13 protein-coding genes are annotated in these 25,672 nt (G+C 63.7%); 10 read left to right on the plus strand and 3 right to left on the minus strand.

The genetic code is table 11. The annotated features are described in order from the left end of the window. Positions 1–8 precede the first annotated feature (8 nt). The 8 genes from gspK (at position 9) to NH234_RS13720 (ending at position 21,759) form a co-directional block, all read left to right on the plus strand. Positions 9–962 carry a type II secretion system minor pseudopilin GspK gene (gene gspK, locus NH234_RS13685; RefSeq protein WP_305832720.1) on the plus strand — a complete coding sequence of 318 codons (954 nt, stop codon included), beginning with the start codon at positions 9–11 and terminating at the stop codon, positions 960–962. After that, positions 959–2,104 (plus strand): type II secretion system protein GspL, encoded by a 1,146-nt coding sequence (gspL, locus tag NH234_RS13690; protein ID WP_367257008.1) that lies wholly within the window; start codon positions 959–961, stop codon positions 2,102–2,104. The genes gspK and gspL overlap by 4 nt, the downstream gene beginning before the upstream one ends. Continuing rightward, complete coding sequence (gspM, locus tag NH234_RS13695; RefSeq protein ID WP_367257009.1) at positions 2,097–2,642, plus strand: type II secretion system protein GspM; 546 nt, start codon at positions 2,097–2,099, stop codon at positions 2,640–2,642. Before gspL ends, gspM begins: the two co-directional genes overlap by 8 nt. Further along, positions 2,639–4,990 carry a type II secretion system secretin GspD gene (gene gspD / locus NH234_RS13700; RefSeq protein ID WP_367257011.1) on the plus strand — a complete coding sequence of 784 codons (2,352 nt, stop codon included), beginning with the start codon at positions 2,639–2,641 and terminating at the stop codon, positions 4,988–4,990. Before gspM ends, gspD begins: the two co-directional genes overlap by 4 nt. Beyond that, entirely contained in the window at positions 4,987–6,393 is a 1,407-nt protein-coding gene (gene gspE, locus NH234_RS13705; RefSeq protein WP_367257013.1) for a type II secretion system ATPase GspE, read from the plus strand. Before gspD ends, gspE begins: the two co-directional genes overlap by 4 nt. Then, positions 6,393–7,604 carry a type II secretion system inner membrane protein GspF gene (gspF, locus tag NH234_RS13710; RefSeq protein ID WP_085646838.1) on the plus strand — a complete coding sequence of 404 codons (1,212 nt, stop codon included), beginning with the start codon at positions 6,393–6,395 and terminating at the stop codon, positions 7,602–7,604. The genes gspE and gspF overlap by 1 nt, the downstream gene beginning before the upstream one ends. A 347-nt stretch (positions 7,605–7,951) precedes the next feature. Further along, complete coding sequence (locus NH234_RS13715; RefSeq protein ID WP_085683943.1) at positions 7,952–9,061, plus strand: substrate-binding domain-containing protein; 1,110 nt, start codon at positions 7,952–7,954, stop codon at positions 9,059–9,061. A 197-nt stretch (positions 9,062–9,258) separates the two neighbouring features. Further along, complete coding sequence (locus NH234_RS13720; protein WP_367257016.1) at positions 9,259–21,759, plus strand: filamentous haemagglutinin family protein; 12,501 nt, start codon at positions 9,259–9,261, stop codon at positions 21,757–21,759. A gap of 48 nt (positions 21,760–21,807) precedes the next feature. Here the strand turns inward: NH234_RS13720 and NH234_RS13725 are convergent, their stop codons facing one another. The 3 genes from NH234_RS13725 to NH234_RS13735 form a co-directional block, all read right to left on the minus strand. Further along, positions 21,808–22,101 carry a type II toxin-antitoxin system RelE/ParE family toxin gene (locus NH234_RS13725; RefSeq protein ID WP_367257171.1) on the minus strand — a complete coding sequence of 98 codons (294 nt, stop codon included), beginning with the start codon at positions 22,099–22,101 and terminating at the stop codon, positions 21,808–21,810. After that, a complete protein-coding gene (locus NH234_RS13730; protein WP_085730699.1) occupies positions 22,082–22,276 on the minus strand; it encodes a stability determinant in 195 nt (64 codons plus the stop codon). Before NH234_RS13730 ends, NH234_RS13725 begins: the two co-directional genes overlap by 20 nt. A gap of 254 nt (positions 22,277–22,530) precedes the next feature. Then, complete coding sequence (locus tag NH234_RS13735; RefSeq protein WP_367257018.1) at positions 22,531–23,478, minus strand: transporter; 948 nt, start codon at positions 23,476–23,478, stop codon at positions 22,531–22,533. A gap of 211 nt (positions 23,479–23,689) precedes the next feature. Between NH234_RS13735 and NH234_RS13740 the strand changes: the two genes are divergently transcribed. Together NH234_RS13740 and NH234_RS13745 are read left to right on the plus strand one after the other, a co-directional pair. After that, on the plus strand, positions 23,690–24,724 hold the full coding sequence (locus NH234_RS13740; protein ID WP_085730701.1) for an AraC family transcriptional regulator: 1,035 nt from the start codon (positions 23,690–23,692) through the stop codon (positions 24,722–24,724). A gap of 56 nt (positions 24,725–24,780) precedes the next feature. Further along, positions 24,781–25,668 carry a Dyp-type peroxidase gene (locus NH234_RS13745; protein ID WP_367257020.1) on the plus strand — a complete coding sequence of 296 codons (888 nt, stop codon included), beginning with the start codon at positions 24,781–24,783 and terminating at the stop codon, positions 25,666–25,668. Positions 25,669–25,672: the final 4 nt, after the last annotated feature.

The following is a 25,672-nucleotide window of genomic DNA, read 5'->3' on the forward strand; positions in this document are numbered from 1 at the left end:
GACCGGTCATGAACAGCCAATCGAACCAGCAGGGGATGGCGATCATCAGTGCGCTGCTGATTGCGGCGGTGGTCGCGGTGATCGCCGCCGGCATGCTGACCCGCCAGAGCGTTTCGACCCGGGCGCTGGAAGCCGAACAACTGCGCGTGCAGGGCCGTTGGCTGTTGCACGGCGGGTTGGAGATCAGCCGGCAATTGTTGTGGGACGCGCGGCAGCGCGATCCGCTGACCCGGCTCGATCAACCCTGGGCGCAGCGCTTGAACACCCAAGGTTTCGAGGGGCGGCTGGAGGACGAGCAGGGCAAGTTCAACCTGCGCAATCTGGTGGCCAACGAGCGGATCGATGACGCGCAGGTGCAGGCGTTCGAGCGCTTGTGCGAGTTGATTGGTGTCAGCAGCGGCTTGAGTCGGCGCATCAGTCAGCGGGTGATCGGCTCTTATCCGCACTTGTTGAATGCCCAAGTGGTGGACAAGCCTGTGGCGAAAAACACCTTCGACAGCGGGCGCGCCACGTCGCCGTCCGCGTCGCGCAAACCGCAGTCGCCGACCTTGCCGATGCTGCGCACGCTTGATGATTTGCGCAGTGTCGACGGGGTCAACGATGCGGTTTTGGCGAAACTGGCGCCGTACCTGACGGTGATTCCGGCGACCACCTGGCTCAACGGCAACACCGCCACGGCGCCGGTGCTGGCGGCTTATGTGCCGGGGCTTTCGCTGGAGCGGGCGCAGGCGTTAATCAATGAGCGCGACGCCGGGCGCTGGTTTATCAATCGCGGGGATTTCGTCAATCGCCTGCGCCTGCCGCAACTGGAGATCACCAGCGTCAAGGTCGGCATCACCAGCGATTGGTTTCGGCTGCGCGGGCAGGCGCGGCGGGATCAGCGGCGGGTGAGCCTCGATGCGTTGTTGCATCGCAGCCAGGATCGTTTGCCGCAAGTGATCTGGTCGCGGGTGGGCGTATGAGCCAGTTGCGCGTGAATTTGCCGCCGCTGGCGGAGCTGGGTCTCGACAGTGAAGTGGATTGTGCGTGGCTGGATCGTCAGGGGCAGGTCACTCGCCAGGAACGCGTGCGGCTCGACACGCTGCCGAAGCAACCGCTGGTGTGCTTTCTGCACCCGTCGGACAGCCTGTTGGCGAGCATCGATTTGCCGCCGCTGCCCGCGAATAAAACTGCTGCGGCGGTGCAATGTGCGGCACAGGCCTTGATGCTCGGCGACAGCGCCGAGATGCACATCGCCCACAGCACTCGCAATGAAAGCGGCCAGGTGCAGATTGCCTGGGTCGCACGCAAGGATTTGCAGCACCTCGGGCAATTCGGCCTGAACCTCAAAGGCCTGTACCCGGCGGCCTACAGCTTGCCGGTGATGGCCGGCGGCGTTGGCTGCCTGCACGACGATCATCTGTTGCTGCGCCACGGCCCGAATGCGGCGCAGGTGCAGCCGATGATCGACGAAGCGTGGCTGCTGGAAACCGGTCTGCCGGCGCACTGGATCGGTGACGGCGCGCCGGAAGCGGTGCAGTCGACATTGCCCGACACGCAGCGAAACGCCGGCCCGTTGCCGAACTGGGGCCTGCACGGCGGCCTCCAGCAACCGGGCACCGAACATCGCGGTTGGGGCAGGGCGCTTGGCTGCTGTGCGCTGGCACTGGCGGTTTGGGTGATCGGTTTGAACCTGTACGCCGCTCGCGAGGCCGGGCAGGGCCAGCAGCTCAAGGCGCAGATGGCACAGCGGGTGAAGCAGGCGTTCCCCGAGTTGCCGGTGATCCTCAATCCGCTGCAACAGGCCCGTCAGCAAATCGCCGCTCGCCAGCAAGGTGCGACGGATGCGCCGGGTCAGGACTTCACGCGGCTGGTGTTGCAGGCCGGCAGCGGTATGCCGTCCATGGCCGGCACGGTGCAGCGGTTGGAGTTTGTCGACGGCGCGTTGCAATTGAGTCTGCTGCCCGAGGCGCGGCGTTCGGGCAATGACAAGGAATGGCAAGACACGCTGGCCCAGGCCGGCATCAGCATCAGCCCGAATGACGACGGTTGGGTCTTGCGCCCGGCCGGCGAGGCGACCGCCGCCACCGACAACGACGACAGCAGCGGAGCCGAAGATGAATAGCCCCTCGCTTGCGAAATACCGCGCCGGTTGGCAGCGCTTCAATGCTCAGTTGCAGGCCCGCTGGCAGCCGTTGGCCGTGCGGGAAAAACGCATGGTCGTCGGCATGGCGGCGCTGCTGTTGGGGCTGTTTGTGTGGGTGGCGTTGATTCAGCCGCCACTGAAGAAGATCGCCGCGTCGCAAGTCGAAACCCCGAAACTGCGCGCCCAGGCCGAAGCGCTGGAAGTGTTGTTGCGCGACGTCAGCGTGCGCCCGGACGGGCAGAACCTCGAGCAGTCGCTGCAGCAGACCTTGCAGGCCAGCGGACTGGGCGGCCATTACCAATTGGCGGCCGCGTCCGCCGGCTGGCAGTTGACCTTCGACGCGGCACCCGCCGACGCCGTGCTCGACTGGCTGCTGAGCCAACCCCGGAATTTTTCACTGCAAGTGGTCGAGGCCCGTCTGCAACGCGCAGACGACGCCGCGACCGATGACACGGCCGGCACTCTGTCGGGCACCGTACGCATGGATCAGGCGCTGGGCGCTAAGGAAGCTTCATGAAGGGGTCAGGGTCCAAACGCATGGCGTTGCCGATGCTGTTGATGGCATTGAGCGCGTGCAGTAACACCACACCATCGAATCAACCGCCGCTGCTGGTGGACAGCGAACTCGGCCGGCCGCTGGCCAACACCCAGCGCAGTGGCGACGCGGTGCTCGACCGCGAGCGCGCGCAGGCTCAGGCAAGACCGGCGCCGAAGCAATTGCACAACATCACCGAGCGCGCCCGCAGTGGCGGTTCGGCGCGGGGCACGACGTTGCCGGCCAATCCGTTGGGCGATCAACCGGTGACGCTGAATTTTGTCGATGCGGATATTCAAGCGGTGGTGCGGGCGTTGTCGCGCTCCACCGGCCAGCAGTTTCTGGTGGATCCTCGGGTCAAGGGCAACCTGACGCTGGTGTCTGAAGGCCAGGTGCCGGCGCATCAGGCTTATGACATGTTGCTGGCGGCACTGCGCATGCAGGGCTTCAGCGTGGTGGACGTGGGCGGCGTGGCGCAGGTGGTGCCGGAGGCTGACGCCAAACTGCTCGGCGGACCGATCTACAGCGCTGACAAACCGGCCGGCAACGGCATGCTCACCCGCACGTTCCGCCTGCAATACGAGAACGCGGTGAACCTGATCCCGGTGCTGCGCCCGATCGTGTCACCGAACAACCCGATCAACGCCTATCCGGGCAACAACACCATCGTCGTCACTGACTACGCCGAGAACCTCACGCGGGTCGCGCAACTGATTCAAGGCATCGACACGCCGAGCGCCATCGACACCGACGTGGTGCAGATCCAGAACGGCATCGCTGCCGATATCGCGCCGATGGTCGCCGACCTGCTCGACGCACCGGGCAACGATCCAACCCAGAAGATCGCGGTGATCGGCGACCCGCGCTCCAACACCATCATCATCCGCGCCGGCAGCCCCGAGCGCACGGAGCTGGCGCGCAACCTGATCTACAAACTCGACAACGCCCAGAGCAACCCGAGCAACTTGCACGTGGTGTATCTGCGCAACGCTCAGGCCGGCAAACTGGCCCAGGCCCTGCGCGGTTTGTTGACCGGCGAGAGCGACAGCGGCACCAGCGACAGTGCGCGTTCGGTGCTCAGTGCGATGGGCAGTTCCACCAACTCGAATGGTGGGCAGAACAGCCAGAGCAGCACGCAAACCAACGGCTCCACTTCGACCACCAACAACGGCAGCACCGGCGGCAGTTACGCCCAGGGCAGCAGCGCCACCAGCGGTAGCGGCAATGCGCCAAGCAGCGAACAGAACGTCGCCTTCAGCGCCGGCGGCGTGACCATTCAGGCGGACGCGACCACCAACACCTTGCTGATTTCCGCGCCGGAACCGCTGTACCGCAACCTGCGTGAAGTCATCGATTTGCTCGACCAGCGCCGCGCGCAAGTGGTGATCGAAAGCCTGATCGTCGAAGTCGGCGAGGACGATGCCAGCGAATTCGGCGTGCAATGGCAGACCGGCAATCTGGCCGGCAACGGCGTGATCGGCGGCGCCAACCTTGGCGGTTCGGGGATCAACGTCAACGGCAAGACCAGTGTCGACGTGCTGCCCAAAGGCCTGAACCTCGGTTACGTCAACGGCACCGTCGACATCCCCGGCATCGGCAAGATTCTCGACCTGAAAGTGCTGGCCCGGGCGCTGAAGAGCAAGGGTGGCACCAACGTGCTGTCGACGCCGAACCTGCTGACTCTGGACAACGAAGCGGCGAGCATTTTTGTCGGCCAGACCATCCCGTTTGTCAGTGGCAGTTATGTCACCGGCGGCGGGGGCACCAGCAACAACCCGTTCCAGACCGTGACCCGCGAAGAGGTCGGCTTGAAGCTCAACGTGCGGCCGCAGATATCCGAGGGCGGCACGGTGAAGCTCGACATCTATCAGGAAGTCAGCAGCATCGACGAGCGCGCTTCGGCGGCTTCGACGTCGGCGGGGATCGTCACCAGCAAACGTGCGATCGACACCAGCATCCTGCTCGACGACGGGCAGATCATGGTGCTCGGCGGTCTGCTGCAGGATGGCTACAGTCAGAGCAACGACGCGGTGCCATGGCTGGGCAGCATTCCCGGGATCGGCGCGCTGTTTCGCAATGAGCGCCGCTCGATCACCAAGACCAACCTGATGGTGTTCCTACGCCCGTACATCATTCGCGACAGCGCGGCGGGGCGCAGCATCACCCTCAACCGCTACGACTTCATGCGCCGCGCTCAGGGCGGTCTGCAACCGGAACGCAGCTGGGCGATGCCGGACATGCAGGCGCCGCAGTTGCCGACCGCTGCGCAGGGCGTGCCGGCACCGGTGTCCGGCCCGCGCGCGACCATCAAAGCGGTGCCGCTGCAATGAGCGCATTGCCTTACGCCTGGGCCAAGGCGCAGCGGATCCTGCTGCGCGACGGCGTGCTGACGGTGTGCCCGTCGACGCCGGGCTGGTCGATCAGCGAGGTGCGCCGGCAGTTCGGTGCGGCCAGGCTTGAGCGGGTGCGCGATGACGAACTCGACGGCTTGCTCGCTGCTGCTTACGCCGATACCGGGAGCGCGGCGGCGGTGGTCGGTGCGGCGGAGAACGAAGTCGACCTCGACCGCCTGATGCAGGACATGCCGGAAATCACCGACCTGCTCGACACTCAGGACGGCGCGCCGGTGATCCGCATGATCAACGCCTTGCTCACCCAGGCGGCGCGGGACGAGGCCAGCGACATTCACATCGAACCGTTCGAAACCCATTCGGTGGTGCGCTACCGGGTCGACGGCACCTTGCGCGACGTGGTCTCGCCGCGCAAAGCGTTGCACGGTGCGCTGGTGTCGCGGATCAAGATCATGGCGCAGCTCGATATCGCCGAAAAACGCTTGCCGCAGGATGGCCGCATTGCGTTGCGCGTCGCGGGGCGGCCCATCGACATTCGTGTTTCCACCGTGCCCACCGGTCATGGCGAGCGGGTGGTGATGCGTCTGCTCGACAAACAAGCCGGGCGCCTGCATCTGGAAACCCTGGGCATGGACGCGCAGGTGCTGGCGAAACTCGATCACCTGATCCGCCAGCCCCACGGCATTGTGCTGGTCACCGGCCCGACTGGTAGCGGCAAGACGACGAGTTTGTATGCGGCGCTGGCGCGGCTCGATGCGAGCACCAGCAACATCCTCACCGTGGAAGACCCGGTGGAGTACGACCTGCCGGGCATCAGCCAGATTCAGGTCAACGCCAAGATCGACATGACCTTCGCCCTCGCGCTGCGGGCGATTCTGCGGCAAGACCCGGACATCATCATGATCGGCGAGATCCGCGATTTGGAAACCGCGCAGATCGCAGTGCAGGCTTCGCTGACTGGTCACCTGGTGCTGGCGACGTTGCACACCAACGACGCGGTGTCGGCGGTCAACCGTTTGATCGACATGGGTGTCGAGCCGTTTCTGCTGGCCTCATCGATGCTCGGTGTTTTGGCCCAGCGTTTGGTGCGGCGCTTGTGCAATCAGTGCAAACAGGAAGACCCGGCGACGCCCGGCACCTGGCGTCCGGTCGGTTGTGCGGCGTGCAATCACACCGGTTACAGCGGTCGCACCGGAATTCATGAATTGTTCTGCATCGATGACGACATCCGCACCCTGATTCACCAAGGGGCAGGGGAGCAGGCGTTGCGCGCGGCGGCGAGCAAGGCCGGGATGTTCAGCCTGCGCGAGGACGGCGAACGCTGGATTCGCAGCGGTGTCACAGCGCCGGAAGAAATCCTTCGCGTGACACGGGACGCCTGATGAATCGCTATCGTTTTGAAGCCGCCGATGCCAGCGGCAAGATCGAATCCGGGCATCTTGAAGCGGAGAGTCAGGGCGCCGCGTTTGGCGTGTTGCGCGGTCGTGGCTTGACGGCGTTGTCGGTGGAGAAGGAAAGCAATGTCTCCCAGCATGGCGGCGGTGGCTTGTTCAGCGCCAAGCTGTCGGACAACGATCTGGCCTGGGCCACGCGACAGCTATCGAGCTTGCTCGGTGCCAGTCTGCCACTGGAAGCGGCGCTGAGTGCCACGGTCGAACAAGCCGAGAAAAAACACATCGCTCACACCCTCAGCGCCGTACGCGCGGACGTGCGCAGCGGCATGCGCCTGGCCGAAGCACTGGCGGCGCGGCCACGGGATTTTCCGGAGATTTACCGGGCGCTGATTGCGGCGGGTGAGGAGTCAGGCGATCTGGCGCAGGTGATGGAGCGGCTTGCGGATTACATCGAAGAACGCAACAACCTGCGCGGCAAGATTCTCACCGCGTTCATCTATCCGGGCGTGGTCGGGCTGGTGTCGATCGGCATTGTGATTTTCCTGTTGAGCTACGTGGTGCCGCAGGTGGTCAGCGCGTTTTCCCAGGCGCGGCAGGATCTGCCGGGGCTGACTTTGGCGATGCTCAATGCCAGTGACTTCATCCGTGCCTGGGGCTGGTTGTGCGCCGGGATCATGGCCGGCGCGTTCTGGAGCTGGCGCCTGTATTTGCGCAACCCGGCGGCGCGCTTGAGTTGGCATCATCGGGTGCTGAAGTTGCCTCTGATCGGGCGGTTTGTGCTGGGGCTGAACACCGCACGGTTCGCCTCGACCCTGGCAATTCTCGGCGGCGCCGGGGTGCCTTTGTTAAGAGCATTGGAAGCGGCGCGGCAGACCTTGTCCAATGATCGCTTGAGCCTGAGCGTCAATGAGGCCACCGCCAAGGTGCGAGAGGGCGTCAATCTGGCGGCTGCGCTGAAAGTAGAGAACGTGTTTCCGCCGGTGCTGATTCACCTGATCGCCAGCGGCGAGAAAACCGGTGCGCTGCCGCCGATGCTGGAGCGTGCGGCGCAAACCCTGTCCCGCGATATCGAACGCCGGGCCATGGGCATGACTGCGTTGCTTGAGCCGCTGATGATCGTAGTGATGGGCGGGGTGGTGCTGGTGATCGTGATGGCGGTGTTGCTGCCGATCATCGAGATCAACCAACTCGTGCAGTAGTTTTTTCAACTTTTTTGCCGGCGCCCGGATCTCACCCGAGCGCGAAAACCAGCATCCTCGGGTTCTCCTTTCTGTCATCTGCAACGGCCCTTCAAGGGCTGTGGCCGATTCCCTCGAAAAGCTTGCCTTAGACACTCCGTACACCCCCCCGGAACACCCGAGAATTACCTCGAAAATCACCTCGCACCTCCCGAGGTTTTTTCCTTTATCTGTCACCGGAAACTGCGAATTTCTCAGTGCGACTTAACCACGGACCCCGCTTGCGAAGGTCAGCGGTGAGTCCTCCCAGTGTCATGCAAGCCTTCCGAAAACCTGTGTTCCCAACCTAGTTGAAAAGGAGATTCTTCATGTTCAAGCGCACTCTGATCGCAGCTTCCCTGACCGTCGCTGCCCTGGCTTCCGCCCAGGCCATGGCTGCCAACGTAACCGGTGGTGGCGCGACTCTGCCTGCCGCTCTGTACAAAGGCTCTAGCAACAGCATCCTGCCAGCCAACTTCAGCTACCTGGGTACCGGTAGCGGCACCGGCAAGACCGCTTTCCTGACCAACAACTCGGCACTGTTCAATACCACCGGTTCGGTCCACTTCGCCGGTAGCGACTCGATCCTCAGCGCTTCGGAAATCAGCACCTACAACACCAACTTCGGCGCTTCGTACGGCCCGCTGATCCAACTGCCTTCGGTGGCCACTTCGGTTGCCATTCCGTACAAAAAATCCGGTCAGACCGCTCTGAACCTGACCAGCGCTCAGCTGTGCGACGTGTTCTCCGGCACTGCCAAGACCTGGGGTCAACTGCTGGGCAACTCCGATGCCACCCCGGTTCGTGTGGTTTATCGCACCACTTCCAGCGGCACCTCGGAAATCCTCACCCGTCACCTGAACAACGTCTGCTCGACCAAGTTCTCGGTCAACTCGACCTTCGCCAACTCGCTGCTGCCAGCCGGCACCACATTGCCATCGAGCTTCGTCGGTGTTGCCAACACTGCTGACGTCGCTGTTGCGGTGAACGCGGTTGACGGTTCCATCGGTTATGTCGGTCCGGACGGCGTGAACGCCAGCAGCAACGCCGTGGTGTCCCGCGTCAACGGCGTGCAGCCGACCCCGGCCAACGTGACTACCGCGCTGTCTTCGGTTGCACTGCCAACCACTCCGTCGAACCCTGCCCAGTGGGCACCGGTTGTCGCCAACCCATCCAGCGGTTACCCGATCGCTGCCTACACCAACCTGATCTTCGGCCAGTGCTACAAGGATGCAACCGTGGCCGCTGACATCAAATCCTTCCTGACCACTCACTACAGCGTGCCGGGCAACGCTGCAGCGACCATCAACCACGGCTTCAGCGTTGTTCCGACCAACTGGAAAAACGCCGTCACCGCCAACTTCATCACCAACACCAGCGGCAACAACCTGGACATCAACAACGCCAGCGTGTGCAACGCTATCGGTCGTCCTTTGTAAGCTTCGCGTTAATCCGCAACACGAATGGCAGCCCTTCGGGCTGCCATTTTTTTTGCTCGTCACGGATGGCCGGGGCGGGCAGTTACACCTCATTCATGAAGTTTGTGTGACATCGGTTCGGTCGCGTCCCTCGCCAACCGCCTATGTCGTAACAGCAGGTTGTCGCCGACCTGCGGCAATCAAAAGGACTCGTAGTGATGCTTGCTCGCCCATCCCGTCGCCGTACCCGCGTTCAGTCGTTAAAACGTGATGCCATAGACCCGGCGCTGTGGCTGCTCAAGCCATTGGCCCAGGCCGTGGCGTTGTGTCTGGTGGCGGGCGGTGCGCAGGCGCAGACGGCGTTCAGTTCGAACTGGTTCGCCGCCAAGGGCGCTGCGCAGCAAGCGGCGGCAGCCCGCCCGAGCAGCGGTGGTTTGCCGGGCATGACCCCGCCACTGGCGCAGCAGCAACGGGCCAATCAACAGCTACAGCGTTCGATACAGACCTTGAACAACACGGTTGCGGCGATTGCTGCGCAACAGGCTGCGCAGGCGGCCGGGCGCGCAGCGGCGCTGGGTTCGGTGCAGGTGGTGCCGGACGGTCTGGGCGCCGGCGGTCTGCAGGTCGATAACAGCCTCGCGCAAGGCTGGCAGAACGCCAAAGGCCCGCAGCAGACCCAGGCCGACGGCAAGACCAACGTGCGCATCGAGCAGACCGCCGACAAGGCGATTCTCAATTGGGAAACCTTCAACGTCGGGCGCAACACCACTGTGGAATTCGCCCAGCAGGCCAATTGGGCAGTGCTCAACCGGGTCAACGATCCGGCCGCTCGCCCGAGCCAGATCCAGGGTCAGATCAAGGGCGCCGGCACGGTGATGCTGATCAACCGCAACGGCATCGTGTTCAGCGGCAGCAGCCAGGTCAACGTGCGCAACCTGGTGGCCGCCGCGGCGAACATCACCGACATTCAGTTCCGTGACCGGGGCCTGTATTTCGACAGCAGTGGCAGCCAGCCGACCTTCACCGACGCTGCCGGCAAGGTACTGGTCGAGCGCGGCGCATCGATCCAGACCGCCGGCCCCGCGACGTCCACCGATGCCGGCGGCTACGCACTGTTGCTCGGCAGCGAAGTGCAGAACGACGGCAGCATCAGCACCGCCAAGGGCCAGACCGTGCTCGGTGCCGGTGACCGCTTCTACATCCGCAAAGGCTCGGGCACCGAGGGCAACGGCTTTTCCACGACCTTCGGCAGCGAAGTGATTCCCGGCTTCAACAACGGCAGCAGTGCCGGCAAGGTCAGCAACAACGGCTTGATCCAGGCCGCCACCGGCGACATCACCCTGACCGGCCACGAAGTCGTGCAGAACGGCGTGCTGCTGGCCAGTACTTCGGTGGCCACGCGTGGCACCATTCACCTGCTCAACCCGGCGACCGATACCAGCGGCAGTGTCACGCTGGGACAGGGCAGTGCCACGGCGATCATGCTCGACAGCAGTGATCTGACCGCACTCGACAGCCAGCAAAAAGCCGCGCTGACCGGCGTCAGCCCCAACAACAAGGTGCGCAGCGACCAGTCGCGCATCGAGATTCAGAGCGGCGGCAGTGTCGAGTTCCAGAATGGCTCGATCACCCTCGCCACCGGCGGCCAGGTGGCCGTGGCGGCAGGGCGGCGCAGTCTGGTGCGCGACGGGGCGCTGATCGATGTGTCCGGGGCCATCGGCGTGAAAGTCGCGATGGAAGCCAACAACATCAAAATCAACGTCCAGGGCAATGAGCAGCGCGACGCGTCGGTCAACCGCGAAAAAGGCGCGCTCAACAGCAATGACGTGTGGGTCGATGTGCGTGAGCTGGTGTATGTGCCGGCGGGCACCAACGGCTATGCGACGGATCGCTGGTACACCGCCGGTGGCTTGCTTGAGGTCGGTGGCTATCTTGGCACTCAGGGCCACAGCATCGGCGAATGGATGGCCCAGGGGGGCGCGGTGAGTTTTGCCGGCAACGATGTGGTCACCGAGAAAGGCTCGTTGATCAATCTGTCTGGCGGCACGCTCGATGTGCAGAGCGGCGAGATCCGCCAGAGCTGGCTGCGTGGCGCCGACGGGCGCCTGTACGAAGTCTCGCGGGCACCGGGGGACATGCTCTACAGCGGACTGTACAAAGGTTATGAGGACAGCAGCGAACGCTGGGGCCAGACCCGCTATTACTACAGCTCGTTGATTGCCCCGCGATCGCGCCAGGAGTCCGGCTATACCGTGGGTCGCGATGCCGGGCAACTGGTGATCGGCACGACCAATGCCGTGCTCGACGGGCAGTTGCTCGGCGAGGTGTATCAGGGGGAGCGTCAGCCCCAGGCGCCGCGCGCGCCGCTGGATGGTTATGTACAGAGCCAGACCGCGCTGGCGCGTCGGGCACAACTGATCGTCGGCAGCTATGACCCCGCCTATGTGGCGGCAGCCGGCGGCTTGCTGTACGGGCTGAATCCTTTGCTCGATCAGGTGCAGATCGGTGGCGAACCGATGCTCGCGGGCGCTGACCGGGATCTGCTGACGGCAGTCTCCGACGCGCGCAAGGGAAAACTGTTCCTCGACGCCGGGCAGCTCAACGGCTTCAGGCTCGGGGCGTTGAAGGTCGCGGCCAAGGATCGCATTACCCTGGATGCCGCGTTGCAGGTCGATGCCGGTGGCGAGATCACCCTGTACGGGCCGGATGTCCAGGTCAATGCCGACCTGAGTGCCCGTGGCGGCAGTATCCGTCTGGGCAACGTGCTCAATCAGTTGCAGACCAGCAGCGTCACCGACACCCGAATCACCCCGGTCGCTGGCAATCCGGAACGGGTCACTGTGGCCCAGGGCGTGCAACTCGATACTCGCGGGCTGTGGACCAATCAACGCACCAACCCCGACGACGCGGCCAGTCTGGCCTGGCTGGACGGAGGGTCGATTTCGATCCGCAGCAGCGGCGATATCAATATCCAGAGCGACAGCCTGCTCGATGTATCTTCCGGCGCGGCGATACTGGCCAACGGCAAGACCCGTGGCGCCAAGGGTGGCAATGTCACGCTGGAATCGGCAGCCAACAGTGCCGCCGGCACTTCGCAACTCACCTTGGATGGCGAGCTGCGCGGTTACGGCGTGACGGGCGGCGGTACGTTGTTGGTGCAAGCCAACAAGGTGATGATTGGCGCGGCTGACGAAGCGCGGGCGAAATCGACGCTGCAACTGGCGCCGAGCCTTTTCAGCAAAGGTTTTTCGGCCTACAGCGTGATTGGCTTGAACGGCCTCGAAGTGGCCCGTGAAACGCAGATTAATGTGACCACGCCGGTCTACCGTTTTACCGACGATGCCGCGAACCAGGTCAGTGGCGGCGATCCGCGCACGGCGCTGGAGTTATGGACACCGACGTTATTCCAAGAGAGCCCGACCAAAGCGCTGTTGACCCAACGTGCTGGCGCCAGCCTGTCGCTGCAGGCCGGTCCGAGCCTCGTGGGGCTGATCGACCCGCGCAACGCCACACTGACCCTCGGCACGGGTTCACGCCTGAGCGTCGATCCTGGGCAACGCATCAACCTGCGCGGGGCGGGGCAGATCACCGTCGACGGTGCGCTGCAGGCCTGGGGCGGCACGATTGATATCCGCCAGCAGCAGTTCGGCAGCATTGACCCGGCTCAGAGCCAGCAGGAAGCGCCGACGCAGGCGCACAACCGGTCAATCTGGATCGGTGAACACGCGGTGCTCGATGTGGCGGGGCGCGCCGCCACGGCGGTCGATGCCTTGGGAAGGGTGTATGGCCAAGTCGGCAAGGGCGGCAGCATCATCATTGGCGGTGAAATCGATTCGAAGAAAGCCACGGCAACTTCGGCCGACGCTTATGTGATCGTGCGCCAGGGCGCGCGGCTTGACGCTTCGGGCACCCAGGCGGTGCTGGACATTGCCGGGCAGGGCCCGACCACGGTTGCCACCGACGGCGGGCGTATTTCCCTGAGTTCCTACAACGGCCTGTTCATCGACGGCGACCTGCGTGCCGCAGCCGGTGGTGCCGGCGCTGGCGGCGGGCGGCTGGACATCGCCCTGGAAACGCCGCTGTACCGCCTCAACACCGCCAGCAACGAGGTCCGTCGACCCCGGGAAATCATCATCGGCCAGGGTGTCGGCAAGACCACCCTGGCGGCCGACCTTGAGCCAGGCGAAGCCGCGCCCATGCTGACTTACGGCAGTGCCCGGCTGAGCGCCGATGCCTTGATGGCCGGCGGCTTCGATCATCTGGGGCTGCTGAGCAATGGCCTGGTTTCGTTCGATGGCGACGTCAACCTGCATTTGAATCAGAGCCTGAGCCTGTATGCCGGCGCGATTTCCCTGGCCGAAGGTTCGAGCGGTAATGCACGGATCAATCTGTCTGCGCCTTACCTGCGGTTGCTGGGGCCGGGCGCGTATTACGACTCCAGCGCCTTTATCCGGCCTCGGGTCATGCACGCGCCGACGCCCGATATCTCGGCGGCGCAGTTCACCGCCAGCGCCAACCTGCTGGATATCGGTAACAGCCTGTCGTTCGGCACCAAGGGCAATATCCTGCAACTCAATGCGCCGGCCCTTGAGGTCGGTCGCCGCAGCTTCGCCGACGTCACACTGGCCAGTCAGGGCGACCTGCGGTTTATCGGCTCTACCACGCAAACCTATGCCGACCTGTGGACGGCGGGTGACTTGAATCTTGGCGCCGCGCAGATTTATCCAGTGAGCGGGATCCACGCCCGGGTGCGCGCCGGCTTCCAGCAGCAGACCGATCCTGGCGACGGCACTTTGCGCATTTTCGCTCAGGGCGGCACGCCGACGGCATTGCCTTACTCGGTGTTCGGCGAGTTGATCCTCGCCGCCAGCCACATTGAGCAAGGCGGGGTGGTGCGGGCACCGCTCGGCCTGATCACTCTGGGTGAGAGCAGCAAGTCGGTGCAGACCCGCGAGGTTGCGTTGTTGCCCGGCAGTCTCACGTCAGTCAGCGCCGCCGGACTGGTCATGCCTTACGGCGGCACGACTGACGGCATCGACTACCGCTATAACGGCAGTCCGGTGCTGTTGAGGGGCATCGTCGGCGCCACGACCGGGGTGGCCGTGCAGTCGCAGTATCTGGATGTCGCGCAAGGCGCGGTGATTGACCTGTCGGGCGGGGGCGATCTGCGCGGCGCCGGTTTCGTCTCCGGGCGTGGCGGCTCCACCGATGCCCGCTACAACCCGCTGGTGCGCAATGCCGCTGACGGCACGTTCAGCCTGCCGGGCCTGGCGAGCAATCCGGTCTACGCAATCTTGCCGGGCAATCAGAGTGTCTATGCCCCGTTGGTCGCCGAGGCTGGCGCGGTCGATCCGCGCATCGGTCAACAGGTCACGATCGGTGCGGGCGTGCCGGGTTTGCCAGCCGGCACCTATACCTTGCTGCCTTCGACGTTTGCCTTGCTGCCCGGGGCGTTCCGGGTCGAGGTCAACGGCCAGGCGGCGCCGGCGGCCATGGGTGGCGCGCTGCAAATGCGCAATGGTTCATGGACCAGCAGCGGCCGGATGTCGATTGCCAATACCGGTGTGCGTGACAGTCTGCCGAGCACGCTGACACTGACGTCAGCCGATGTACTGCGCCGCTATTCGCAATACAACGAAACCAGCTACAGCCAGTTCATCACCAGCGACGCGGTGCGGCGGGGAGTACCACGCGCACTGGCACCGATGGATGGCAAAACCCTCGAGCTGAACCTGCAGCATGGTGAAGAACATGCCATTGCCCTGGATTTCAACGGGCAGGTGCTGTTCAAGCCCGCCGAGGGCGGCGTGACGGGCACGGCCGTTGTGCGCGATCCGTCTTCGGGCATTCTCGAAGTGCTGGGCGCCGGCCATGAGCCGACGCCGGGTTTTCGTGGTGTCTCACTTTACGCCGACAGCCTCAATCGCCTGAATGCCGGACGTCTGGCCATCGGCGCTGCGCCGACCGTGGACTACGGCGCCGGCGGTAATATCGTGACCTTCACCAGCGGCGGCTCGGGCAACGACATCTTCTTGCGTGAGGGGGCGATCCTCTCGGCGCCGGAAGTGCTGCTGCGCACCCATAACATCGGTGGCGGCATCACCATCGAGGCGGGGGCAGGGATCAACACTCTGGGGCGCGGCGAGGTCTCGTTCGACTCCACCAACGGCTTTGTCTATCAGCCGGGACAGGCCAGCCTGTTGCTGGTTTCCAATGGCTGGAACAGTGTGCTTGCACCAGAGAAAGCCGTCGACCGTACCGGTGCCGGCAGTATCCATATCGGCACTTGCACGCTGGCGCCGTACAGCAACCCGGCGATCCTGTATTCCAACGGCAGTATCACCGCCGCCACCGACAACCACTTCGAACTCGATGAGGCAGTGCGTTTCGGCACCCGCCATCTGACCCTGGCGGTCGGCGCGGTCAATGTCGGCAATACACAGGCCCTGAGCGATGCGGCGGGCCGGGTGCCAGTCGGTCTGACCCTGAGCCAGAACGTGCTCAACCGTTTGCTGCAGGGCGACACCCGGTTCGGGGCACCGGCCCTGGAGTCGCTGAACCTGACCGCTCGCGACTCGTTCAACTTCTTTGGCACCACCACACTCGACACGCTGGATCCACAAACCGGCCAGAGCAAACTGCAGAATCTGATTCTGACGACCCCGGCGATCTACGGCCAGGGCGGCAGCGACGACGTAGCCACCTTGCGTACCGCCAACCTGATCTGGAACGGTGCCACCCAGGCGCCGGGAGCATTGGTCAGCGGTGGCGCGGGCACCGGACGCGGCACCCTGCAGATCGAGGCGCAGCGCATCGAATTCGGCTACGGGCCGAATCCGCAGCCCAGCGGTCTGGATCAGAATGACCGTCTGGCGCTGGGTTTTGCCAACGTCAACCTCAGCGCCAGCGAGCGCATCACCGCCAACCACAAGGGCAGTCTTGCGGTGTATCAGGAGCAGGGCGCGTACGACCCGGTCAAGGGTTACGCCTACAGCGGCGGCAGCCTCACGCTGCGCACGCCGTTGCTGACGGGTGAAGCCGCGTCGATCAACACGTTCAAGGCGGGCAATAACCTGACCCTGACCGGCAGCGCTACCGGCGCGGCAGCCGATGCGCTGGGCGCGGAACTGACCCTGGATGCCCGCAATGTTGTCCTCGACAGCCGGATCGCGCTGGCCAGCGGCAAACTGGTGGTCAAGGCCGAGAATGACCTGGCCCTGACCGGCAATGCGCAGCTGGATCTGGCCGGACGCACCTTGCCGTTCAACGACGTCAACAAATACAGCTGGGGCGGCGATGTATCGCTGTTCAGCAACAGCGGCAATATCCGTCAGGCGGCCGGCTCGCGCATCGACCTGTCGGCGCAGAACAATCAGGCCGGCAATCTCAGCGCAGTGGCGCTCGCTGCGGGCGCCGGGGTGGTCGATCTGCAAGGCCGGATCCTCGGCGCCAGCAGCGGTCATTACGATGCCGGCGGCACCTGGGTGCCGTACAAGGCCGGGGGCGTGGAGATTCGTGCGCAGCAACTGGGTGGTGATCTGAATCAACAATTCGCCGCACTCAACCAGCGCCTGAACGACGGCCAGGTGTTCGGCAGCCGCAGCTTCCAGTTCAAACAGGGCGATCTGCTGATCGGCGATGGCCTGCGCGCCGGCGAGGTCAATCTCTCGCTCGACAATGGTCACCTGAGTGTGGCCGGCACGATCGACGCCAGTGGCGAGCGGGTCGGCAGCATTCGTCTGTCCGGCAAAAACGGTTTGACCCTGGGCGGTAGTTCCGTGCTCGACGCTCACGGTCGTGTGCTGCGGGTCGACAGCTACGGCAAGATCATCGATGCGCCGAACCGGGCGATGGTCGAGCTCGATTCCGGGGCCGGGGTGCTGACGCTGGCCTCCGGCGCGAGGATTGATCTGCGCCACGGCACCGATGCCGCGTTGGGCAGTCTGCCCGGACAAAACGATGGGCGGGCACGGGGCACCCTGGAGCTGAACGCGCCGCGTCTGGGCGCCGGTGATATTGCGATCGATGCCAATGGCGCACTGAACATTCAAGGCGCGCGTTCCATTGGCCTCAACGCCGTGCGCCGCTACACGGACGCTCGCGACGGCGTTGATCCGGCAGCGAGCGGCCGGCCGTATCAGGTGATCGATCAGGCGCTGTTCGATCGGATTCATGGCGACAGCGACACCTTCATCAACACGGCACTGAGCAACAGTGACCTGCTGCAACGCAAACTGGCGGGGTTGAACAACGCGACTTACCGCGATGCCTTCCATCTGCGCCCGGGCGTGGAAATCGCCAGCAAGACCGCCGACGGCGATCTGCTGGTAGAAGGCGATATCGACCTGTCGCGCTATCGCTACGCGAGCCTCAACCCGCACACGCAGAAAACTGCGTTGTATGGCTCCGGTGAGTCGGCGAGTCTGGTGATGCGGGCCGGTGGCAACCTCGATATCTACGGCAGTATCAACGACGGTTTCGCGCCGCCATCGGAAACCGTGGATGACGCCGGCTGGAAACTGCTGCCGGGCGTGCAGCCGTTCGGTGGCGATCTGATCGTGCCGGGCAGTGGCGTGACGCTGGCCGAGGGGACGCTGTTCCCGAGCGGCACGACCTTGAACTACGACTTGCCGATCCAGGCGGCCACCTTCGCCAGCGGCACGTTGTTGCCAACCCAGGCGGTGCTGGCCGGTGAGTACACCTTGAATGCCGGCAGCGTGTTGTCCGCTGCCGTACACGATTCGGCGGGCAACTTGCTGTACGCCGCCGGCACGCTGCTCACACAGAACGTGACCTTGCCGATCGGCAGTCGCCTGGGCGCCGGTACCCGTCTGGAGACTGCCACCGCGCTGCAGGCCATGAGCTGGCCGAAAGGCGTGCCGCTGCCGGGCACGCTCGGTGCGGATAACGTGCTTGCCGGGGTCAAATTGAGCGGTGCGCTGGCGCTGCTGCGTGGCTCGCTGATTCCGTCGATGACGGATGTGGTGCTGGCTGACGGTACGGCTTTCATTGAACTGCGCGGTTACACCAACACCACTCAGCAGGGTCGTAACTGGGCCGTGGCGAGCATGTTGCCGGCGGGCAGTACGTCGTGGTCGATGCGTCTGGTGGCCGGCTCCGATCTGGATGCCGCTGACAGCCGTGCGCTGAAACCGCTGACCAGCGACGGCAACCTGCGCCTGGCCGATACCCACTACGGCTTGAAAGTGACCGAGAAAAAACTCGACACGACCTGGGTCGACGGCAACCCGATGGGTTATCCGGAAGGCACGGTGGTCAGCGATGATGAGCTGTATCTGTGTGACGTGTTCCCCGGCGCCTGCCTGGCGCCGGCCAAATTCCTCTGGGTTGAGGGCAACATTGCCGGGATGCCGGCGGGCACCCCGGTGCTCGAGGCCGATCTGTGGTGGTGTGATGCGGACCCGTTTTCCTGTGCGCCGAACAAGGGCGGGATCAGCACCACGACCCACTCGCAGATGTTCAGCGTGTTGCGCACCGGCACCGGCGATCTCGACCTGTTGGCAGCTGGCAACCTGAGCATGGATTCGGCGTTCGGTGTCTACACCGCCGGCACCCAATCGAGCGACGTCGATCCGCGCTACAACCTGCGCCGTGGCACCTTGACCGACAACGGTTCGGTGCTGGGCAGCCAGGGCGCCGATTACGAAAAATGGGTCAATGGCGGTAGCGACAGCCTGTATCAGGCCTGGTATCCGCAGGAAGGCGGCAACCTGACGATCAATGCCGGCGGCTCGGTGTCCGGCGACGCCGTGGGGCGTCGAGGCCTCAACCCCCTGGCCAAGCTTCGCGAGCAAGTTGCCAGCGTCTCGGTGGGCAACTGGCTCTGGCGCCAGGGCACCGGCAACAGCGATGTGCCGACCGCCTGGTGGATCAACTTTGGCAGCTATGCAACCCAACCCCTGCCGGATCAAGGCGCCGATAGTGGCCCTTATCTGGTTGGCTTCACCGGTTTTGGTGCGCTGGGCGGCGGCAACGTCAGCCTGCGCGCCGGCGGCGACGGCGGCATGCTTCGGCCATTGGGCGACAGCGGGTTGAACCCGCGCAGCCAGGGCTTGATCGTCGCGGTCGGCAGCACCGGACGGGTCGGCAGCGACGGCAGCCTGCAATTGACCGGCGGTGGCGACATGGACATCCGCATCGGTGGCTCGCTCAACCCGTCGCTGCAAGCGAGCGTCGGGCGCAGTGGCAACGCCTCACCGAACCATGACTTGCAGGGCGCCTTGATCAACCTGCGCGGCGCGGCGCAGCTGTCGGGCGGGGCGCTCGGCGCAATCAATCTGCAATACGGTGCGGCACCGGCGTTGCAGGATGCGCGCGAAACCCGTGCCTTCGACCCGTTCACCTCGACCCTGGGCATTGCCTCCGGTGGTCTGGTCCTGATCCCCGGTGACTCTGGCATGCGTCTGAGCACGCGTGGCGATCTGGTGCTCGGTGGCGCGGCGGACCCGGGGCGCGTGCGTCTGCAAAACAGCACGCCGTTCACCGATGCCGCTGGCGTCGTGCATGGCGGTGGCGGGCTGGCGGGCTTCTCGCTGTGGACCGATCACACCGCTATCGATCTGTTTTCAGCCGGGGGCAATCTGACCCCAAGCACCCAATTGGCCGAGACCAGCACGGCAGGGCCGTTGACGAATCGCAACAGCTCGCCGAGCGACCTGCGGTTTGTCTATCCGTCGATCTTGCGCGCCGTGGCCGCTCAAGGTTCGATCTATGCCGGCACGTCAGCGGTGTCCGTCTCCAGCGCGTTTCCTGCTGCACCGGCTTATTCGCTGGTGCTGGCACCTTCAGCCGCTGGCCAACTGGAAATGCTCGCCGGCGACTCGATTTACGCCGGCGGCTATGCCATCGATCAGTCCGGTGCCAGCCGGGCCGCCATCGCCACGCCGTTCGCGCCGGCGTTCAGCGGTTATGCACAATACGGCAGCAGCAAGCCGCTCCTGAGCAATTACAGCGTTGATGGCGTGGCACCGAGTCAGAACCTGCGTTATCCGTTGTTTGCGTTCGGCGCCGACACGTATTCGGGCACCAGCGGTGTGCAGGCGCCGGCACGTTTCTACGCATTGGCCGGTGATCTGGTCGGCGTGCGCAGTGGTGAAACCTTGCGCTTCAGCAACTCACTGCGCACCTGGTATGTCGCGGCTGCTCCAGTGTGGATGCTGGCCGGGCGCGATATCGTCGCGGCCGGCACCGACCTCGGCAAACCGACTGCTGCGCCGTCGGATCTGGGCTGGAGCTCCGATGCCATTGCCTCTTCGGGCAATCTGTTTGTTCATAACGGTGCGCGTGATGTTTCGCGGGTCTCGGCGGGGCGCGACATCCTCTACAGCAGCTTCGACATTGCCGGTCCCGGCCTGCTCGACGTCAATGCCGGGCGCAATATCCTTATGGAAGATCGCGCGAGCATCACCAGCCTCGGGCCGATTGTGCAGGGCGATGGTCGGCCCGGTGCCAGCGTGGTGTTGCAGGCTGGCATCGGTGCACAAGGTGCGGATTACGGACGTTTCATCGCCCGCTATCTGAACCGGGACAATCTCGCTGACGCGAATCTGTCCCTTGCTGCACAACCGGGCAAAGTGGTGAAAAACTACCTCGGCGAACTGCAAAGCTGGCTGACCCTGGGATATGGTTTCAGCGGTAGCGAAGAGCAGGCGCAAGCGTTCTTCGCCGCATTGCCGGGTACCGAGCAAGCGATCTTCGCCCGTCAGGTGTACTTCGCCGAATTGCGTGCCGGTGGCCTGGAATACAACGATGTCGATGGTCCACGCAAAGGCAGTTACTTGCGCGGTCGTAATGCCATTGCTGCGCTTTTTCCGACCACCGATGTGGCCGGCAACCCGATCCGTTATGACGGCGACATCACTCTTTACGGAGGCGCCGGGGTCAAGACCCTGTTCGGCGGCGATATCCAGATGCTCACACCCGGCGGTGGTCAGGTGTTCGGCATCGAAGGCGCGGCGCCGCCCTCGACGGCGGGGATCATCACCCAGGGTTCGGGCAATATTCAGCTCTATTCCCAGGGCAGCATTCTGCTGGGGCAGAGCCGGATCATGACGACGTTTGGTGGCTCGATCCTCGGCTGGTCGGCCGAAGGCGACATCAACGCCGGTCGTGGCTCGAAAACCACCGTGGTCTACACCCCGCCGAAACGCGTGTACGACACTTGGGGCAACGTGACACTGTCGCCATCGGTGCCAAGCACCGGCGCCGGTATCGCCACGCTCAACCCGATTGCCGAAGTGGCACCGGGGGATATCGACCTGATCGCACCACTGGGCACCATCGATGCGGGCGAGGCGGGGATTCGCGTCTCGGGCAACGTCAACATCGCCGCGCTGACGGTGGTCAACGCCGCCAACATCTCGGTGCAGGGCAAGGCGACCGGCGTGCCGGTGGTCTCGGCGGTCAACACTGGAGCGATCACTTCGGCCAGTTCCGCTGCGTCGTCGGCAACTCAGGCGGCGGAAGATGTTGCCCGTCAGCAACAAGCCGCATCACGCCAGAACCAGGCCTCGGTGTTCACCGTGCAGGTACTGAGCTTCGGCAACGAACAACTGGCCCCGACCCGCGATGGCGCCAGCCGCACGCCGACACCGGGCTACAACCCCAACAGCCCGGTGCAGGTGCTGGGCGCCGGGGCGCTGGATGAACAGGCGAAACAGCAGCTGACCGAGGAGGAGCGGGGACAGCTGACGTTGTAAAGGGCTCTCGTGTAGTACGCTTCGGGCGGCCGTTTGGCCGCCCTTTTTTTATGGTGATGAGGTTCGTGGGTATTGTCGTCGGGTGTGGACTAACGTCAGTATTTTGATGCGCCCGTTCACTCGATAGACCAGCAGATAGTTTGGATTGACCACCATTTCCCGAGTGCCTGGCGCTCGACCGGATCGGTAACCGTAGGGAATTGATGAAAGCCTTTGCGTTGCTACACCCACCTTGTGCTGCAGAGCCGTTGAAGCGTTTGAGTTGTATTGTTCAATGTAATCGATAATGTCAGCCAGATCGTCCAGAGCTTGATCGCTCCATTCAAGCGGCAGCGCGTCGATTCTTGCGTCTCTCTTCTAATAGCTGATCGAGCCGCACCATGGCTTCCTTGTGGGGAATGCCCGGGCGAGGGTCATCCAGTACAGCCTGCACCTTAGCGCGAAACCAGCGATCGTAGCTCTCGGCCTCTTCTTCGGATTCGAAGTCAGCGTAAAACGGGGAATGCAATATGCTCATAGTGATCTCCGTGATCAATCTCAGCAGTTTAAGGGGGAATTGCCCATTGTCGTCACTGGCAGACGATGTACCCCATGAGCCCTAGAGGAACCATGGGATAACGAAGCCCAGTATCTGCAAGCGCCCCTTTGGAATCTGCCGGACGTTTCCCTCCGTTGTCCGGCAATCTCGATCACCGCTGTAGGCCTATTCCCGCTCTCAGTTTTTCAGGTTTTCAGCCTACAAATCCGCGCGCGTCTTCCTACAAAATGCATTCAGAACGCATAGGGAATACTCACCTTCGCCCACAACATTTCCCCCTCTGGCCGGTTCTCCACGTCGAACTCCTTGGCCCAGCGAATCTCCGCGCTGGCGTATTTGAGGAAAGTGAAGTGCAGTGCCGGGCCGATGGCGAAGACCTTGCCGCGTACGCCGTCGTTCACGTCTTCGCCGGCGAATTGCACGGTGTGGCCGAACTGTTTGTCGTCGGTGGTCTGCTTGAGGTAGTAGCCGTTGACGCCGAGCATCAGGTCGTCGGTGATCTTGTAGCTGGCCGAGTAATCGAAGTGGAAGATCTGCCCGGACTTGTAGTCGGTGTCCTTGTTTTTCTCGTTGAAGCTGTAGGTGGTTTTCATCGACACCTCGGTGCGCTCGGTCGGCAGCCAGGTGAAGGAAAACAGCGGTTTGTAGGTGTAGAAATTGTTGCTGGTGTTGGCCAGGCGGTCGACGCTGTACTCGCCGGTGGGCACGGTGATTTCCACGGCGGCGCCGAGAGTCAGGTTCTTGCCCATGTCCCACAGGATGATTGGCGCGATGGTGGTATCGCCCATGCCTTCGCGGGTGTCGCTCAAGCCGAACACCGAGACTTCCTGCTTGAGCCACGGCTGGGCGATGTAACCGGCCAGACGTCCGCCGAAAATCCGCACCGGGCTCAGGTAGTCGAGACGCGGGATCACGGCCGTGGATTCGATCTCGACGTTTGGCACCTTGCCGCCCAGCGAACTGATGTTGAGCTTCGTCGATTTGTAGTGGTTGTAGTAAAGATTGAAGGCGACCATGTTCTCGGGAAGGCTGTCGACTTCCAGCGGCAGCATGAAGAACCCGTCGGTGCCGGGGCCGATGTTGTCGACGCCGGCTTCGGTGGCCAGCGCCGGCAGGGTCGCGGCGCAGCCGAGCAGGCTCAGCGCCAGTCGTACAGGGAATGTCGCGCGGTTCGGGGTCATGTCCGTCCTCATTATTATTGTGTTTGGGCGCAACGCCGGCACGCAGGGCGCCCGGCCACTATAGAAATAAGCCCTTGGCGCACGACGGGGCAGGGTATTGGCGGACACGGAAGGGGGCTTCTGCGGACACTTCGTCAACCCTGTGCTAACTTCCTTCGACATAACCGGTAACAAAAATAACAATTCAGCGTGATCCGGAATGTCAGCCCCCATGAACGCAAAACTCCAAGACCCCACCTTCGATTTGGCGCTGGTGTCGCCATTTCTGTTGCAGACCCTGGCCGAAGTCGCCGCCAGCAAGGGCCTGGAGCCGCAAAGCCTGTGCCGTGGCCTGGGCTTTGACGTCGAGGATCTGCAGGATCCGTCGCAGCGGATTTCCTATCGCCAGGCCGTGGCCATGATCCAGCGGGCGCTCAAGGCCTTGCCCAATCAGGGGTTGGGCCTGTGGGTCGGTGCGCAGAACGTGCTCGGCACCCTGGGGTTGCTCGGGCACGTGCTGTCGCTGTGCAAAAACTTGCGCGATGCGTTCGAACTGGGGATTCGCCATCAACACACGTCAGGCGGGATCGTGGTGATCAGCGTGGATGTGGTGGGCGAGCAGGTGTACGTCGACGTGGAGTGCCGCTTGCCGTTCGCTGAGGTGCAGATATTCGCCGTCGAAGAGTTTTACGCCAGCCTGCTGGTCTACGGTCGGGCGCTGGTGGGTGAGACGTTCAAGCCGATTGCCGTGGAGTTTGTGCATGCCGCGCCGGATTACGTCGATGAATACCGGCGCCTGCTGGGGCCGGACGTGCGCTTCGGCTGTCTGCACAACCGCATGCTGATCGACGTGCAATGGCTGGATGTGAACCTGCCCAATCACCATTCGCTGGCGTTGCGTCAGGCAGTCAAATTGCTGGAGCTGGAAGCGGCGCAGGTGCATCAGAAGCTCGATCTGATTCAGGCCGTGGAACGCGCCATTGCCCGGGACCTGAGCCGGGGCAGCCACATCGAAAAGATCGCCGGCGACCTGAACATGAGCAGCCGCACCTTGCGCCGGCGGCTGACCGAACACTCACTGACCTTCGAAGCGTTGCTGGAGCAAGTGCGCCAGGCGCGAACCATGAGCCTGCTGGCCAATCCCGACATGCCGATCGAGCGTATTACCGAGGAAGTCGGCTACAGCGACGTGCGCAGTTTTCGCCGCGCGTTCAAGCGCTGGACAGGGAAGAGCCCGAGTGCGTGGCGCAGCGAGTGCGTCATCTGATCCCACACAAATCCTCCGGCTACAGTTAAACTCCGCGCTCTTTCCAAGGAGTCGACATGAGTTACTACCAGCCGGGCATTCTCGCCACCCCAGTTCCGCCGCAAGCACGTCACCTGTTTTTCGCCCTCGAGTCGGTTGAAGCGCTGCCGCAGGCGATCGACAACCTGCTGAACCTGGTGGACGGCAAGTCGGCGGTAGTCGGTTTCGGTGAATCCTTGGTCAAGGCCCTGAATGTGAACATCGATGGCCTGCGCAGCTTTCCGGCGCTGACCGGCGTTGGCGTGGAAAACCCGTCGACCCAGCACGCCCTGTGGGTCTGGCTGCACGGTGTCGACCGCGGCGAGCTGCTCAACCGCAGTACCGCACTTGAGGCCGCACTGGCCCCGGCGTTGCGTCTGGTGCAGATGCAGGAAGCCTTCCGCCACAAGGACGGCCATGACCTCACCGGTTATGAAGACGGCACTGAGAACCCGCACGACGAAGCCGCCATCGCCGCCGCACTGCAAAGTGAAGGCGCCGACGGTCTGGTTGGTGGCAGCTTTGCTGCGATCCAGCAATGGCAGCACGACCTCAAGGGTTTCCATGCACTGTCCGCTGAAGACAAGGACAACATCATGGGCCGTCGCCTGAGCGACAACGAAGAGATCGACGACGCACCGGTGTCCGCCCACGTCAAGCGTACCGCCCAGGAAAGCTTCGCCCCGGAGGCCTTCGTCGTGCGCCGTTCGATGCCGTGGATCGAAGGCGACCGCGCCGGCCTGATGTTCCTGGCGTTCGGTTTCTCCCTCGATGCCTTCGAAGCGCAACTGCGCCGCATGAGCGGTCTGGAAGACGGCATCACCGACGGTCTGTACCGCATCAGCCGGCCGATCACCGGTGGCTACTACTGGTGCCCGCCGCTGCAAAACGGCCACCTCGACCTGCGCGCGTTGCGCATCGGCTAAGGCG

Source organism: Pseudomonas sp. stari2 (assembly GCF_040760005.1).
Taxonomy (GTDB): Bacteria; Pseudomonadota; Gammaproteobacteria; order Pseudomonadales; family Pseudomonadaceae; genus Aquipseudomonas.